The organism is Chrysiogenes arsenatis DSM 11915, from assembly GCF_000469585.1.
Taxonomy (GTDB): domain Bacteria; phylum Chrysiogenota; class Chrysiogenetes; order Chrysiogenales; family Chrysiogenaceae; genus Chrysiogenes; species Chrysiogenes arsenatis.
This window is the reverse complement of sequence record NZ_AWNK01000006.1, coordinates 274,503-290,031: the sequence shown is the minus strand read 5'-3', so window position 1 is coordinate 290,031 and position 15,529 is coordinate 274,503. Positions and strand designations below refer to the sequence as shown.

Annotated in this window: 9 protein-coding genes; 3 read left to right on the top strand and 6 right to left on the bottom strand. The window is 51.0% G+C overall.

The window, feature by feature from the left end:
* Positions 1-397 precede the first annotated feature (397 nt).
* The 3 genes from P304_RS0105305 to P304_RS14205 all read left to right on the top strand — a co-directional run bounded on the left by P304_RS0105305 (position 398) and on the right by P304_RS14205 (position 4,125).
* Positions 398-733 carry a c-type cytochrome gene (locus P304_RS0105305; RefSeq protein WP_027389687.1) on the top strand — a complete coding sequence of 112 codons (336 nt, stop codon included), beginning with the start codon at positions 398-400 and terminating at the stop codon, positions 731-733.
* Positions 734-766: 33 nt separating this feature from the next.
* Positions 767-2,689 (top strand): DUF3373 family protein, encoded by a 1,923-nt coding sequence (locus P304_RS0105300; RefSeq protein ID WP_027389686.1) that lies wholly within the window; start codon positions 767-769, stop codon positions 2,687-2,689.
* Between the two features lie 200 nt (positions 2,690-2,889).
* Positions 2,890-4,125: a GGDEF domain-containing protein gene (locus P304_RS14205; RefSeq protein WP_051321436.1), complete on the top strand. Its 1,236-nt coding sequence runs from the start codon at positions 2,890-2,892 to the stop codon at positions 4,123-4,125.
* Between the two features lie 85 nt (positions 4,126-4,210).
* Here the strand turns inward: P304_RS14205 and P304_RS16050 are convergent, their stop codons facing one another.
* The 6 genes from P304_RS16050 to P304_RS0105265 all read right to left on the bottom strand — a co-directional run bounded on the left by P304_RS16050 (position 4,211) and on the right by P304_RS0105265 (position 15,385).
* Positions 4,211-6,979: a bifunctional diguanylate cyclase/phosphodiesterase gene (locus P304_RS16050; protein WP_051321435.1), complete on the bottom strand. Its 2,769-nt coding sequence runs from the start codon at positions 6,977-6,979 to the stop codon at positions 4,211-4,213.
* A gap of 5 nt (positions 6,980-6,984) precedes the next feature.
* Positions 6,985-9,027, bottom strand: coding sequence for a methyl-accepting chemotaxis protein (locus tag P304_RS0105285; protein ID WP_027389685.1), 2,043 nt, complete (start codon positions 9,025-9,027; stop codon positions 6,985-6,987).
* 3 nt (positions 9,028-9,030) lie between these two features.
* Positions 9,031-12,072 carry an ATP-binding protein gene (locus P304_RS0105280; protein ID WP_027389684.1) on the bottom strand — a complete coding sequence of 1,014 codons (3,042 nt, stop codon included), beginning with the start codon at positions 12,070-12,072 and terminating at the stop codon, positions 9,031-9,033.
* A 115-nt stretch (positions 12,073-12,187) separates the two neighbouring features.
* Positions 12,188-14,218: an ATP-dependent DNA helicase RecG gene (gene recG / locus P304_RS14195; RefSeq protein WP_034764202.1), complete on the bottom strand. Its 2,031-nt coding sequence runs from the start codon at positions 14,216-14,218 to the stop codon at positions 12,188-12,190.
* Complete coding sequence (locus P304_RS0105270) at positions 14,215-15,036, bottom strand: ROK family protein (protein WP_027389683.1); 822 nt, start codon at positions 15,034-15,036, stop codon at positions 14,215-14,217. The genes recG and P304_RS0105270 overlap by 4 nt, the downstream gene beginning before the upstream one ends.
* On the bottom strand, positions 15,023-15,385 hold the full coding sequence (locus tag P304_RS0105265; RefSeq protein ID WP_027389682.1) for a hypothetical protein: 363 nt from the start codon (positions 15,383-15,385) through the stop codon (positions 15,023-15,025). The genes P304_RS0105270 and P304_RS0105265 overlap by 14 nt, the downstream gene beginning before the upstream one ends.
* Positions 15,386-15,529 lie beyond the last annotated feature (144 nt).

Sequence of the window (15,529 nt, the reverse complement as noted above, 5' to 3'; positions counted from 1 at the left end):
GATCTTTTTTCTAGAAGATATAAAGATATTTTTTATTCATATTATATTTATGTGTTTCTATCTATAGCGCGGTCACCTCTATGGACGCAACGAGCGTTAATAACCCCTTGGTAATTCGTTGGCACTACAGTTATTGTAGGTTTTGCCATATTGCCAAAGCGCCATTAATAAGTTTGGTTTTACGGGTAAATTCTTATGCGAAAAGTTTTGTAGAAAAAATCACTTGCTGAAATTTTTCTGTTGAATTATATGCACAATTATCCCTGTAATTAGATGGACAGATTCTCAAGTAGTAATTGTTTTCAAATCCCATAGGTGGATATTGCTATGTGAATCTTAGGTCAAAATGGGATGCTACCCTGTCATACGACGGGAAATGTTACTTGGAGGATGGAAGATGAAGCTCAAAGCACTGTTAACTGGAGCAATTGTCGCATCTGCTGTTTTTTTTGCAGTATCAGCTATCGCTGCGCCACCAGAAGATGGCAAGGGGCCACGCGGGAGATTCGTGTTCAAGAAAGAATGCCGTACATGTCATGATGGCGCGAAAGCAAGTGATATGAATCCGAACACCTTTACGATGGAACAGTGGATTGAGCGCCTTGACAACATGATGGCGTTGCCTTGTGCTGCGGAGTGGAAAGAGAAAGTCAAAGAGCAGGATTTGAAAAATATTTACCGTTATCTGCACGACGGCGCTCTTGATTCGCCACAACCTGCGACCTGTGGGTAAAACAGTAAATATTATTCTGAGGAGTTGAAAATTATGAGACAGAAAAAGGTACTTTTGGCCGCACTCGCGGTCGCTGCTCTGAGCGTTCCTTCGTTTGCTTCCGTCAATATTGATGCATTGCAACAACAGATCAATGAATTACAGCAACAGTTGCTCCAACTGAAAACACAACAAGAACAGCAAGTTGAGCAGCTAAAGGTACAACAAGAAAAGCAAGTCGACCAAAGCAAAACTATGGAGCGGGCACTCCGCCAAGCGCAACGCAAGTCGATCACCGATAAACTGGATTGGAGTGTCGACTTTACCACGTACGTTGAGCAGCAAAAGTACAAAGATTTGCGTGGGATTAAAAAACCGGCAATGGATATGTTGATGGCAATGCCAGGGGTTGTTGGTAATATGACATTCGCCAATATGGGTGCGATGTCGCAGAGTTTTCAGCCTCAATCGCTGGTTGCGCAAATGGGTGGAGCACTTGGTAATGGTACTTCCGTGATGTTAGGCGGCACTGGTAATCCATTTCTCATAGATTTTATTGAGAAGCGTTCTGGCCAGAATACCGTTGATGGAACGTTAAGCGCTGCTGAAAATGCGGCTGCTAATGGCATGTTCGCCAGCATGAATCCTAACCAACTCGACAAATTCGATGCCGACAACGATTCTCTCCTGAAAAATAAACTTCGCTTGCACGTTGATGCCAAGCCAAATCCTAACCTTCACTTCGGCGCAACGCTTGCCATGTACAAAGCATTTGGCGATAGCGCTAACGTGAAGTGGATGAATGGAACTCCCGGCTCTATGGGATTCGATGGTGTCAAATCATCGTCGCCAGATGGTGTTGATCTTTCCGTGGAGCGGGCGTTTGTGACCGCCAGCTTTGACACGTTTACCATCCCTTCAACGTTTAGCTTTGGCCGTCGCCCATCAACGGAAGGGGCACCATTGGAAGTCAAAAAAGGGACTCCGCTTGGTGGGTCGCCATTGGCAAACATGATCCAGTGGGAGTTTGACGGCTTCAGTTATCAACTGAATTTCGATGAGTTAACCGAAATTCCCGGTCTCTACCTGAAGCTCTGCTACGGTATTGGCTTTGAAAACCAAAATGGCAATGCTATGAGCGCGACGAATGGTTCGGCTGTGCCAGAACTCAATGACGTCAACCTCTTTGGTATTATCCTGCAAGCGTACGACGATCATCAGTACAAAGCGATCATGAGTTACGCGCGTGCCTTTGAGGTGACCGATGGCTTTAGCGGCACCACCGTGATGCCGTACATCGTAAACTTCCAGGACACCAATAACGATGGAGAACGTGGTTTTGGCGATACGATTACCGGCATAACGCAAAACTGGGATGGCTTCGTATCACGCATCGAGCCGACCAAGCACCTTGGCGATCTCGACATGGCATCGCTACTGTTTCAGGGTGACAACTTCGGCCTCAAGTGGTTTGTCAACTACGGTTACTCTAAAACTCGCCCTAACGGCCAGTATAGCCGCAATCCGTTTGCTATGATGACCGGTAAAGTTGGCCTGCTGAATGATATTGCTTTCGATGCCATGGGAAATCCCGACTACTCTTCACTCACCAAATCACGTACCGGTCACTCCATCTATGTTGGTGGTTCGTATGCGCTGCCATGGGAAGGGCGAGTCGGTTTGGAATACAATCAGGGGTCGCAATACTGGATGAGCTTCACTGGTGCAGCGGATGATACGATTGGTTCTAAACTGGCGGCACGCGGTCAAGTATGGGAAGGCTATTACGCCCACACCTTCTTTAAGAATCTCGAAGTACAGCTCGGCGCTCAATTGTATGACTACAAATACACTGGATCCGGCTCACAGCTTGGCGCTCCGGTCGAAATTAACGACAGCATGAAAGTGGCCGATACGTTTATGCCAGTCGTCGACAAAGCACAGAACTTCTATCTACAAATGAAATTCCGTTACTAATTTAGCGCAATAGCTTTGTATCCCCGCTTGCTTTATTTAGTAAGCGGGGATTTTCATTGAACATGAAGGAATCAATACGGCGACGTTCATAACAATACTTGTGATAGAGTGCTTGTGCGATTTTGGAACGTGATGTAGGTTTATGCTCGTTCCATTGAGTGGCTGGTGCTAACGCTATTGTTAGCGTGCAAGGGGTTTTTATGCGTATTGCCGTGTTGTATCCTGCTGATTCTGTCAAACACTTCTTTGCGCTTATTGTTGTACTTGGCATAGTATCTATCGGCATGATTGCGTTTTTTTCAGCGTATGGTATGCAAAAAACGATAACGAACCAAATTGCTGTCGATGCTCAGGATGATGCGACTCATGTAGCGCAAGCGCTGTTGGAAACCTATTCTGACATGATTTTGCAGCAGCAGGTAAACGATCAGACTCGGGTTTACATTGAAAGTGATCAGGCGCAGGAATTCGATTATACCATCCGTCGCTTCTTGTTTCCCTTTGAGATCCATAAGATCAAGATATTCAATCAGTCTGGTCGGGTGGTTTACAGCACCGACTCTGCTATTATTGGCATGTTAGATAGCGACAACCCGCGCTTGCAGCGTGCTCTGGCTGGTGAAGTCGATGCCTCTATGAAGCGTAAGGGCAGCATGGTTGACTTAAAGGGTGAGCAGGTATTTGGTATCGATGTGGTTGAAACATATGTTCCCATTCAAACAGCAGATGGTACGGTTGTTGGTGCCTTTGAGATATATAAGGACGTTACCCGTTACGCGGAGGCAGGAAAAAATCTGATAGCCGAGAATGTAACGCTTCTTGGGATTGTTCTTATTCTCGTTTTTGCCCCTTCAATGATAGTTGTGCGTATATTGACAAGTCGGTTGGCATCTGCACAGCGTCAACTCAAGCAACAGGCTACGATTGATGGTCTTACAGGTGTCCTTGTGCGTAACGAAGTGCTTACCCAAGCGCGTGAGCGGCTTTCGCTATATGGTAATGGGCAGCATGGTACCTGCTCGTTGGCGTCCCACAGCCTTATTCTCATAGATGTTGATTATTTTAAAAAAGTGAATGATACCTGCGGACATCAGGCAGGCGATTTTGTTTTGAAAGAGGTGTGTGCACGGATCGCTTCTGTGTTGCGCGAAAGCGATTTGTTCGGGCGCTTTGGTGGCGAGGAGTTTTTGGTAGTTTTGCCTGAAACAACGCTGGAAACGGCACGGGCTATTGCCGAACGTATACGGGGTATTATAGAGAAAAATCCATTTGTGTGGAATGACTCCGAGTTAGCCATTACAATTAGTCTCGGTGTGGCTGCGTTGCGCAATCCGAGTGACCGGGAAATGCAGGTAGCGCTGGGCAAAGCAGACCAAGCACTTTACCTTGCCAAAGGCGGTGGGCGTAATAGAGTGGAAGTTGTTGATGCGCTTTAGCTAGAGTGGGGTGTTTTTCGCTTTGGAATACAATCATGGATCGTAATACTGGATGAGCTTCACTGGCGACAGCAGCGGTTGCGCATCATTTTAAAATATCGGTTGGCTCCATCACTGCGCGCGGCTTACCGAACAGATACCCTTGATGCGCGCGGCACCCAATGGACTGCAAGAACTGCCGTTGCTCTTCCGTTTCTACCCCTTCGGCGATAACTTCCAGCCCCAAAATTTGCCCCATATTGACGATCGTACGGACAATGGCGGCGGCGTTGGGGTCGTGCGGAATATCATCGACAAACGATTTATCAACTTTTAGTTGATTGAGTGGCAGTCGTTTGAGCGAACTCAGGCATGAATAGCCCGTGCCAAAATCGTCCATCGAAAAGCTGATCTGCATCGCCTGAATCGCGTACATCCGTTCAATCGTTGCTTCGAGTTCGCGGTGCACCATGCTTTCGGTCAACTCTAACTTTAGGAAGGCGGGGTCAATACCAGTTTGATGCACCACTGTCTGGAGGTGTTCCACAAAATCAGGCTGACCAAATTGACGATGGCTCACATTCACCGAAAGAAACAAGTGTTGCGTACTGGGGCACTCTTGCCAGCGCCGCAATTGCTGACACGCCGCTTCGAGCACCCAACGCCCGATGGGGACAATCAAGCCCGTTTCTTCTGCAATCGGAATAAACAGCGTGGGCGATATTAACCCGCGCGTGGGGTGCTGCCAGCGGACGAGGGCTTCTGCCCCTATCACTCCCCCATTTTCGTTCACTTGTGGCTGGAAATAGAGCAGAAACTCTTGCGCATCGATGGCTCGCCGCAGATCGCGTTCTAGCGCAGCGCGAAGCTCCAGCGTCGTCTGCATTGTTGGATCAAAGAAGCGCGTCGTACCCCGCCCCGACTCTTTTGCTGTATACATCGCCATTTCGGCGTGCTTAATAATGGTATCACCCTGTTCATCATCACTTGAAAAAAGGGTAATGCCAATGCTTCCGGCACCACGGTAAGCCGCAACCTTAGCGGCATCAGTTCCTTGCGCATCGCCATGAAAGGTGAAAGGGATATCAAGTTGATCGAGAATCTTTTCCGCCGTCCGTTCCGCACGCTGGGCTGCTTCTTCCCGTTCCGCGCCGAGATCTTCAAGGAGAATAGCGAACTCATCTCCCCCCAACCGCGCTACCGTATCGGACTTGCGCATCGTTTGTAAAAAACGACGGGCGATTTCGACCAGCCATTGATCACCAATGGCATGCCCTTGGGTATCGTTGAGATTCTTAAAGTGGTCGAGGTCTAAAAGCAGGAGCGCGCAGTTCTGGCTATTCCGTTTTGCGCCCGCCGCTGCGTGCCCCAAACGGTCAAGCAGTAAATGACGGTTCGGCAAGCTGGTAAGAGCATCGTAAAACGCCAGATGGCGAATATTCTCTTCGGCTTCTTTACGAGCCGTAATATCGCGAAACACTAAGACCGAACTTCGCTCAGTATTATAGATCGGCTGGCTCGCAACTTCGGCGGGAAATACGTGACCGGCGGCATTAACCAACTCCACTTCACCGCGAAACGACTCCCCCTGATGAGTGGCTTGGTAGATGGGGCAATTCTCTAGAGTCACATCATTTTGGGAATGACGGTGAAAAAGATCGTGCGCCACTTGCCCGATAATCATATCAGGCGGGTAGCCCAGAATTTCGCTCGCCCCGCGGTTGCAAAGGGTCACCGTACCGCGACTATGCTCCACAACACAGAGACCATCGGGAATCGTATCGGTAATCACTGCCAGCTTTTGCCGCTCTTTTTCCAGCGTTTCCCAACTACGCCCTACAAACCACAGGGCAATGGCGCTCATGACAGCCAAGAGTAAACCACCAAAAAACTGCCCCCAGACCACGCGTCTTTGTTCAATCAGGATAGGAGCTTCGCTGAGCGCGACAACATACCCGATAAACGTCCTATTGAGATCCTCAATAGCGAGGAACGTAGCGATATACCCTTTTTGGGCTTCAAGAATGGGCAAGGAAAAGCTCTGTTGCTGATCCATTCGTGCCCGAGCGGTTGGCGAATTGGCCAACGCGTAGCTTAAATGCTCTGCCAGTGGTGAATGAGTAAACGCTTGGGTGCTCTGCGAAACATGCTCATTTTCGCAAAAGTAATCGGCGTGAATGCGCGACGGGGTGAAAAGATCTTGCCGCTCGGTGAACACCTTATCAAACGACTCGTTGCGGTGGAGGATAAGGTTAATCGCGAAGCCAGGAAGTATCTTGACCAGTTCGCGCTGAATAATATCAAAAGGGAGTGAAATTTCGATAATTCCCAACCGCTTTCCTTCAGGAGTTTGCAGTGGGTAAATGTGACGGTACGCCGGCCAAGACCGCCCCCCTTCCATGCCAACCACCATCGTGTTTTGTTCGATTGCCTGACGCATAGCAGGACGAATCGCAAAAATGGAGTCGCTATGCTGGCTTGGATTGTGAAAGCGGTAAAAAGTGGTTCCATCTTGAAAAACAAAGTGAAGCCCTTTAAGCCCCTGCTGAAACATAATCTGATATTCCGTGTCGAGCAATTGACGGAGCTGCTTACGTAAAATATCGCGCAGAGCACGATCCTCCGTTTCAATCGCCTGCTCTAATATCGCAACAATGGGTAGCGTATTGAGTTGCGTTTGAAAATGAGTGTCCGCGTTGAGGCGGAACATGTTGAGCGTAGCCCGATACCCCGCATCAACGCTCGCACCGTGCTGGGCGGCAGTTCGTTGCTGCTGGGAATCATAGTTATGCACCAACAGGAAAAACACGACTGCCGACATCGCAAGCGCAACAACGCCAAAAAAGAGAAGTGGTTTTGGAATGCGTATTTTCATAATTCCTATGACTGACGTGGCGACAGCAACGGTCGCGCATTTTCTAAGCGGAAACCAGAAACACTCTGCTGAACACTGGTAGCGAGTTGTGCCAACCCTTCAGCGGCATGGGCTACTTCGTTTGCGACGGAGGCGGTCTCTTCAGCCGTGGATGAGATCGTTTGGATATCTTCGGTTATCTGATCGGCGGTGGCTGACATCTCTTCAACACCAGCCGCGTTCTGCGTAATCAAATCTTGCAGACCTTCCATGCCAGCGAGAATTATCATAAATGCCTTATCTGTCTCTTTGGAAAGGGCTTCGCCTGTTTGCGCCTTGCTCGTCACCAGCTCCATCGCCCGCACTACATGCGTAACACCTTCTTGGATGCTTTTGATGATTTCGCTGATTTCGTGCGCCGAAGAGCCACTTCGTTCTGCCAGCTTGCGCACCTCGTCGGCTACCACGGCAAATCCACGCCCAGCTTCGCCGGCACGAGCTGCTTCGATGGCAGCATTGAGTGCTAACAGGTTTGTTTGATCAGCAATACCGTTAATAACTTCGATAACCTGCTGTACCTTATCCGCTTTTTGCTTCAACTCTCCCGCCGAGCTCGACGCCTTCACCACCTGCTCCGCTATCGCAACCATTTCGATAGCAGACTGTTGCACCACATCGCCCCCTTTGCGCGATTGCTCCAGCGCACTCGCGGCATTGTCTTGAATGGTGTGCATGTTGCGGGCAATCTCGGTTGAAGTTTGTGCCATCTCTAACGACGCCGAAGCTATCAGCGCCACCCGCTCAGCTTGCTGATCCATGCCAGCGCTCATTTGACTGGCAGAACTGCCAAGCTCTTCACTGGCTGAAGCTACCCCATCGGCTGAAAGTTGAATGTCGCTGACAGTATGGCGTAAGCTTTCTACCATCGCGTTGAGGGCGCCGACCAGCCTCCCCATTTCGTCCTTCTGATCAAGATCGAGTTTTTGCGAAAGATCTCCGTCCGCTACTCGTTGGGCAAACGCTACACCCTGAAGAATTGGCCGTGTAATATTGCGTGTGAGAAATATACCAAGCACTATCGCCAGAACCAGCGCCACCAACGCGACCATAATAATGGTCACGCTCGCCTGTTGCACATCGTCCATCGAGTAGCGAACCGAATCAGCAGCAATCGACTCGTTCAGCTCGATAATCTTCTGCAACGCCGTCAACATTTCCTGTTGGCGCTCCGCCTGTCGAACCAATACGCGAAATTCCATTTCCTGGTACAGCATATTGACTTCTTCAACGACGTCGAGCATTTTGGCAAACGTGGCAAATACCCCATTAACCGCTTGTTGCATTTCACCTCTCAGGAGTTGATGCCCACGCGCTACTTCTCCCTGATTGGCTAACTCTTTAATTTGCCCTGCATATTCGTGGAAACGGTTATGGTCTTGTGACGCGCTGGCGATTAATGCCGCAAGTGTCGAATTCGAAGTCCGGAACGATGCCAGCCAACGGCCAAAGTTACACTGGGTTGGGTTATCGCCGCCAGGGAAGTCTGTCCCTGTACGTAAGGCTGTATCAAGTCGTTCCATTACTATCAGGTGATCACCACGAAACTGTTGCAATGAGGCAATGACCCCTTGCGGATTAATCACACCGTAATTGCTCAGTTCGCGAATCAGCCGCAGATAGTGTGCATTTTCCTTGAGATAATCCTCATACAGCGGCACAAAGGCATTCCAGAGCACTTCCTCTTCGCCACTCTGGGGAAGAGCGGCAAACTTATCCCATGCCCGCTTGGCGTTGGCTTCTTCAGCAGCAATCGAGGCAAACTGACGTTCGCGCTCTTCGTTCGAAAGGGCTTGATTCAAAAGTGTTCGCTGTGCCACACGGATATTGGCTGCGGCATTACTGAGTTCCAGTAAGCTTGAAACACTCGGAAGACGCACCTCACCCACTTCGAGAATATTTTGTTCCATTTTCCCAAGTGCGAACCAGCCGGTCGCACCAACAACCACACACAATAATGCGACAAACAAAAAGCCTGCTAACATCCGATAACCAACTGAAAGATTCTTCATATCTTACTCCTCAACAATATTTTTGGTTTGCAGGCGATTTGGAGTCACAAATCCTTGCTTCTTCGGACGGGGAAAAACGAACGTAAAACGAGCCCCAACATCTGTATTTTCAGCGTATACCCGCCCATAGTAGCGTTCTTCAACCACCCGCTTGAGGGTATAGAGCCCCAGCCCTTTATTTGGCGTTTTAAACGACGTGGTGGTATAAGGATCCCATACAACAGGAAAGATTTCGGAGAGAATTCCCCCCGCGTTATCTTCGAACACGATGGTCAGTTCGCCATTTCCATCCTTCCAAGCCCGCATCGTTGCCCGCACATCAGTGCGATTGCGCTCGCGAGCAACTTCGTCGCTGTTGCGCAAAAGCTCGGTGAACAGTTCGATACAATCACCTTTATTCCCAAAGAAGGAGAGATCAGCCTCAAGCATACATTCGGCCTGAATCGAATACACGGGATTGGCTTTCATAATCTTGCTTGCCATATCCCACGTAGCTTTGAGGTAGAATTCGTGCATCGGGATATCTTGGTTCTGATAAATTTCGGTGAACTGTGAAATGGTTTCCGAAAGCGATGTAATCTGACGCAAGGCGGTTTCCACCCGCTTTTCGAGTACCTCTATGGTCAACGTCTCATCGCGGAAATCTTCTAAAATTTCTTCAAGCACCAAGCCGTAGACACTGAGTGGTTGGCGCCATTGGTGAGCCAGATTCACCAGCAGTTCCGCCAATGTTTGGCGCCGCCGTTGCTCCTCAATAATAGCATCTTGCTGGCGGTTTTCTAAAATTGCGGCATCAATGCGTAGCTGCATTTCGGCGAGCAGTTGGCGTAGTTCGGCTGTTTTTTTGTCAACTTCCGACTGCACTACTGTATTCGTCCGCGTCAGCCACAGCACAAGCAGAGAAATGCAGAGGGTAATCACGAGGCCAAAGGCTCCTATAATCCAGTCGGGTCGCTTCGGAAATGCTTGATAGAACAGGGGGCCTGGTGTAGCGGTAAAGAGCCACGACTGACCATAACGAAAGAGCGGATAGTAGGTGGTAAACTCGGCATCATCAAGCCCTGCGTTATTGATCAATGTCGCACTGCCAGCCCCTTCGGGCACCTCACTATCAAAGACGGGGAAATGCTGCATTGCACCGTCAGCGCTCGGCATACTAATATCGAGCAGTACATCTTGGTTGCGGCGCAAACCGTTTTCAAGCGCTTGCTGCCAGAACATGGGAACATTCATAAGCACCAAGAGCACGCCATGATTTGGACTCTGTTCGCTGGCGACCACGGGGATCAGAATTGCCACCCAGCCGTCTGGTGTCTTCTGTTCTGGCAACGAAAAGGGCTTTGTCATCGTGGGAAGTGGCTGGCGGAAAAGCTGGTGGATATCGATGGCTATTGGTAACGTTTGCAGTGGGTTATGGCCGAGTTCTATGCGACCTTCTAACGTCTTCGATGTTGCCGCAATAGTATAGGTTGTCGTATTGCGTTCTGGAGTGCTGGCCGGTGCCCAAGCTAAGAGTTCAATGCCGGTACGGTTAACTAGCGACTGGGCGAGTAACGCAAATTCATTATCGTTGATTGTTCGTGGAAGTTTCACCAGTTGTTCGATTACCGAAACCGACTCGGCAAATTGTAACATGTGGTTTTGTGCCTGACGAAATTTTTGCGATCCCCAATGCTGGAACAGGGTCGAGCGGTGCTGGTGATCGTAACTGGCTGTCGAAAAGGTAGCAAAAAAACTGAGGGCGATGCCAGCAATGAGTACCATCGTCGGCTCAATCCAGTATTGATTTTTACCCGTCGAGCGGCGCACGGTAAGGATTATTGTCCCAATAGCCAGTACGAGCGTTAGCCCCATGGCAGGTATGAGTAGATAGAGTTGTTGTCGAAATATCTGTCGGTGCAATTGGTGGAGATCGAAGTCGGTTCGCAGGAGGGCGGTTACTTGCCTGCTACTGGGGATGAGTAGAGGGGTATAAATGGTTAAGACCTTTTGCTCTTTACGCAGAGCCTCCGTCGAATGTAATTCTTGCCAAGCTTTACGGGCGGCGGGGTCTACTTCTGCGGTCTGCCCCAGTAGGGCATCACAGTGTTGTTGGTCGCGCTTCATGCTGGCAACGCCGCTGACTAACTGGTCGTCGCGCAGAGTGACCATTGATATTTGTTGCAGCCCAAGATGGACTCGATGGTAGCTACTGAGCATTTCGCAAGCACGCCAAAATTGTGGAAGGTTCATGTCATTTGCACGGTACTGAAAGTGCTGCAATTGGCGCATGTTCAGCGCACGGGCGAGGGTATGGCTTTCGTCGTGTGCTTTGCGCTCAACCGATTGAAATGCTTGACCTGCAATCCACTCCGCACCGTACCACGAGCAGAGGGCAATCAGAATGTAGCCGGTTGGGGCAGCCCAGAGGAGCCAACGGGGGAGAACCACTGCTTGGAGCGCAGTATTGCGGCACTGTTGCGCCTCCCAGAAAGCTCCTGCAAGTGCGATGGTAAAGAGAAGTAAGACGATGATTGATAAAAGGGGACTGGATGCAATATTCAACATATGTGCAATTAAAAGACCCACTTGAGCCAATAGGGAAAGTGTTGTGAGAAGTAAAAAGAACTTTTTTGCACAAGTTCCCACCCAAAAAAAACAGCCAAAGGCAATGGTAGCGGCGGCAAACCCAGGGATCGCACCGGCAAGAAGAGCGCTTTGGATCCATGTTCCCCCAACCGTGAGGGTAGCTGCGGCTAAGGACAAAGAAAACAGTGGAAAGAGTAATGGCAGTGATTTTACGGAAGGAAACGCACGAATAAGCGCTTGGCGACCAAATTCTACAGTGGCAACGTAGCTGAGAATCGTAGCGCTAGAGGCGACGGAAACCATTGATTCGCTCGCGAATCCAGGGGCAAGGAGTTGTAACCACTCTCCGCTGGAGCGTGCAGTGGCGACGACCACCAGCCAAAGCCAAAGTTGGTGACGATCATGCACCAAACGCGAACAGGCAATGCTGGCAATGATAATCCAGAAAAAGCCCTCTAAAAATGTGGGGAATTGCATAGAGACTCCCGCCTCCCTGACCGACTGTGTGATTGTCAGGCGTTCTCAAATCGGCGGAATTATTACCGATAAGTGGCTATTTTGCAATCAAAACATATGGCGTAGTCTCAAAGAATTAGTGAATCCGTTCGACCAGCTTGCCGGTGGTAAAATACGTGTGTAATCCACGGTGTTCCGTCAGGGTAAGGCCACTGTCACGCGCCATCAGTTCGCGCACTTCCTGATGGGCAAATTCGAGGGCTTTGCGGTCGCGTCCGAGGTGGGCGACACGAAAGGCGGGGACGCCCGATTGGCGTACGCCCAACATTTCACCGGGGCCGCGCAGTTCCAAATCGCGTTGGGCGATTTCAAAGCCGTCTTGCGATTGTAAAAGCACGGCTATCCGTTCCCGTGCTGGTTCGGCCAGTTTTTGTGGCGCGTAGAGTAGGCACATACTCGCTTGTGCGCCCCGTCCGACGCGCCCGCGCAACTGATGCAATTGGCTCAGGCCAAACCGTTCGGGATGGTAGATTACCATGACGGTAGCGTTCGGGTTATTGACACCGACTTCAATAACCGTGGTGGAAACTAACAGCGCAGTCTCGTGCCGCATAAAGCGCTGCATAATATTTTCTTTGAGTTCCGCACTCATTTTTCCGTGCAGCAGTTCTACCGAAAATTCCGGCAGCATTTGTGACAAATGAGTATGTGTAGCGACCGCATTTTGTAGGTCGATTTTTTCGCTTTCGTCAATCAGCGGGGTGACAACATACCCTTGCGCACCGCTGGCAAGTTGTTGGCGCACGAGTTCAATCATCCGCTTATCGCTGCTCCCCTCAATGAGGATAGTCTTAATCGGCTGACGCCCTGCCGGGAGGGTGGTGATCGTCGAAAGCTGCATATCGGCATAGAGCGTGAGTGCTAGTGTGCGCGGAATAGGGGTAGCACTCATGGAGAGTTGATTGATGCCCGGTGTGTGGTGCATCAGCGTGGTGCGCTGCTCCACGCCAAAGCGGTGCTGTTCGTCGATAATCGCCAGCCCGAGTCGCTGAAACGCGACTCCTTCCTGTACAAGGGCATGCGTGCCGACGACGACGTGCACGATCCCTTCGGCAATGCTGTTTTGCAAGGTTTCTTTGGTTTTTTTGCGTAGCGAACCGCACAGGAGCGCGACGCAATATTCTGGCTCGAGCGCTTCGCTCAGGTGGCGCCAGAGTTGTTGCGCCAGTATTTCAGTTGGTGCCATCACGGCGACTTGTACGCCGCTGCGGAGTGCGGCCCACGCGGCCAGAATTGCTACGGCGGTTTTGCCAGAACCAACATCGCCCTGTAAAAGGCGGTTCATGGGTCGCGGTGCGGCAAGGTCATCAAGAATGTCGTCGATCGCGGCATGTTGCCCTTCAGTGAGCGTAAAGCCAAGTGTTGAGTGGGCAAATGTTATGGCTTCTGCTGTGGTGGTTCGAGCCAAGGCTATACCAGGGCGGTGGAGTTGTGCGGCTCCCGCAAGGTGCCTTCCCAGCAGATGTAAAAAAAATTCTTGAAAGATAAGCCGCTTATGATAACGGCTGGTGCCATTACGCAGTTTTTCCAGATCGTCGGCTTTGGGGAAGTGAATGCGTTCGAAACTTTCAGCCAGCGAAGGGAGGTGGTATTTCGCCACCAGCGCTGGCGGGAGTATTTCGTCGATTTCACTGCGCAATCGAGGCCAGTTGGCCTGAAAAATCTCTTGGAGCAACCGTTGCGTAATCCCCTCTGTAAGAGGATAGAGCGGGACAATACCGCCGCCTGACGGGCTGGTTTCGTGCGGATGGGCGATGGTTGGTCGACCCTGAAAGAAGCGTACTTCCCCTTCCACGCAGAGCGTGGTGTCTACCGCAAACGTGTTTTGAATATACTTGCGTTGCGCGCCGAACCAGACGAGGCCGACATCACCCTGAGCTGTACGCAGCGTGGCACGCAGGGGTGGTTTGAGGGGCATCTCAAGGTTGATGATGGTGCCGCTGACAAGCAGGTGCTCCCCTTCGTGGGCAGCGCGGAGGTCGGTGGCGTATTGACGGTAGTCGCGTGGAATGTGCCACAGCAGGTCGTGCGCGGACGTGATACCCAGTTTTTCGAGCTGTGTCGCACGGCGCGGGCCGACTTTTTTCAGGTACGAAACGGGATTCATAGCACGAATGGATCGCGAGCCAGTCGCTCGATGTGGGCAACCATGCCCCGTGCGGCGGCAAATTCACCCAGTGTGCTGGGCTCAATGGCGGGCAAGGGGCGACCGCGAAACATTTGCTGTGCGGTAAGGTGGCAGAGCTGTTTGTAGTGCGGTCGCAGTAGGGAGCCAAGGCCACCGCCAATCACGATGATGTCGGGGTCATAGAGGTTGGTGATGCTGCCCAGCATGGCGGCAATATGGTGGAGAAATTCCTGAAACAGGGTGGTTTGTTCGGCAAAGTGGTGGGCGATAGTCGCCTGATCGTTGTGAGGCACAAAGAATTGGCTGGAGGTGTACCCTTCGGCGCAGCCACGGGCGCCGCAGTTACAGGGCTTGCCGCCACTCATCAGAGTAAAGTGTCCGGCTTCGGCAAAAAATCCATTTGCCCCTTCGAAAATGGTTCCGTGGCTGATAAATCCTCCGCCCAGTCCGGTGCCAATGCTCGCCATAAAGAGCGATTGGTGCGTTAAATCACGGGCGATGTACTCGCCGAAGGCGGCGGCATTGCCATCGTTCAGCAGTGGTGTTCCGGCGGGAATGGTTGGCAGGGTGGCGAGGTTGGGGGCGGCGGCGGCCAAGCGGCCATTTTTGACTGGCGCTGGGATAGCGCAGCCGACGCGGGCTGATGCGAGGCCGAGTGTTGCGGTAAGTGTGGCGATATCGGTGTAATTTGTGGGCACTTTGGCGGTGCACCACGCGCCATCGGCGTCACGATAGCTGACTTTTGTGGTGGTGGCGCCGATGTCGATCCCGACGGGGGTGGTGTTATTCGTCGTCAAGCAGGGTTTCCTTGAAAAGGTGCGACAACCGCTTGGCGCGCTGGTGGTAGTGTGCTGAGCGCACTTCGAGTTCCTGTTTTTCTTTTTCGAGCTGTTTGTATTCTAACCGTTGCTCGCGGAGATCTTCGCGCACGGATTCGATTTCGGACAGGAGCCCTTCCATGCGGCTCAGAAGACGGCGAAAGGTTTCCACCTCTTCGTACTGGACGTTGAGGTTATCGGGATGGATGGTTTGGGTGATGTTGAGTTTGTCGCACAGTTCGATGGCTTTGGTTTTTAGGAGGTTCATTTGGACGCCAAAGCTATTTTCTTTGTAGAGGGAGCTGGCTTTGTTGTGGTAGGTGGTCATGGTGGTGTCCCTCCTTTTCTGGGTTAGAATAGCGATTTTTGTATCGTCCCTTTTGGGCATACTCCACAATCCTGTTCTCGAATGCCCACCGCTCGCCATCCAGGCTCGCTTGCGGCACGATACAAAAATCGCTTTTGTTCACAT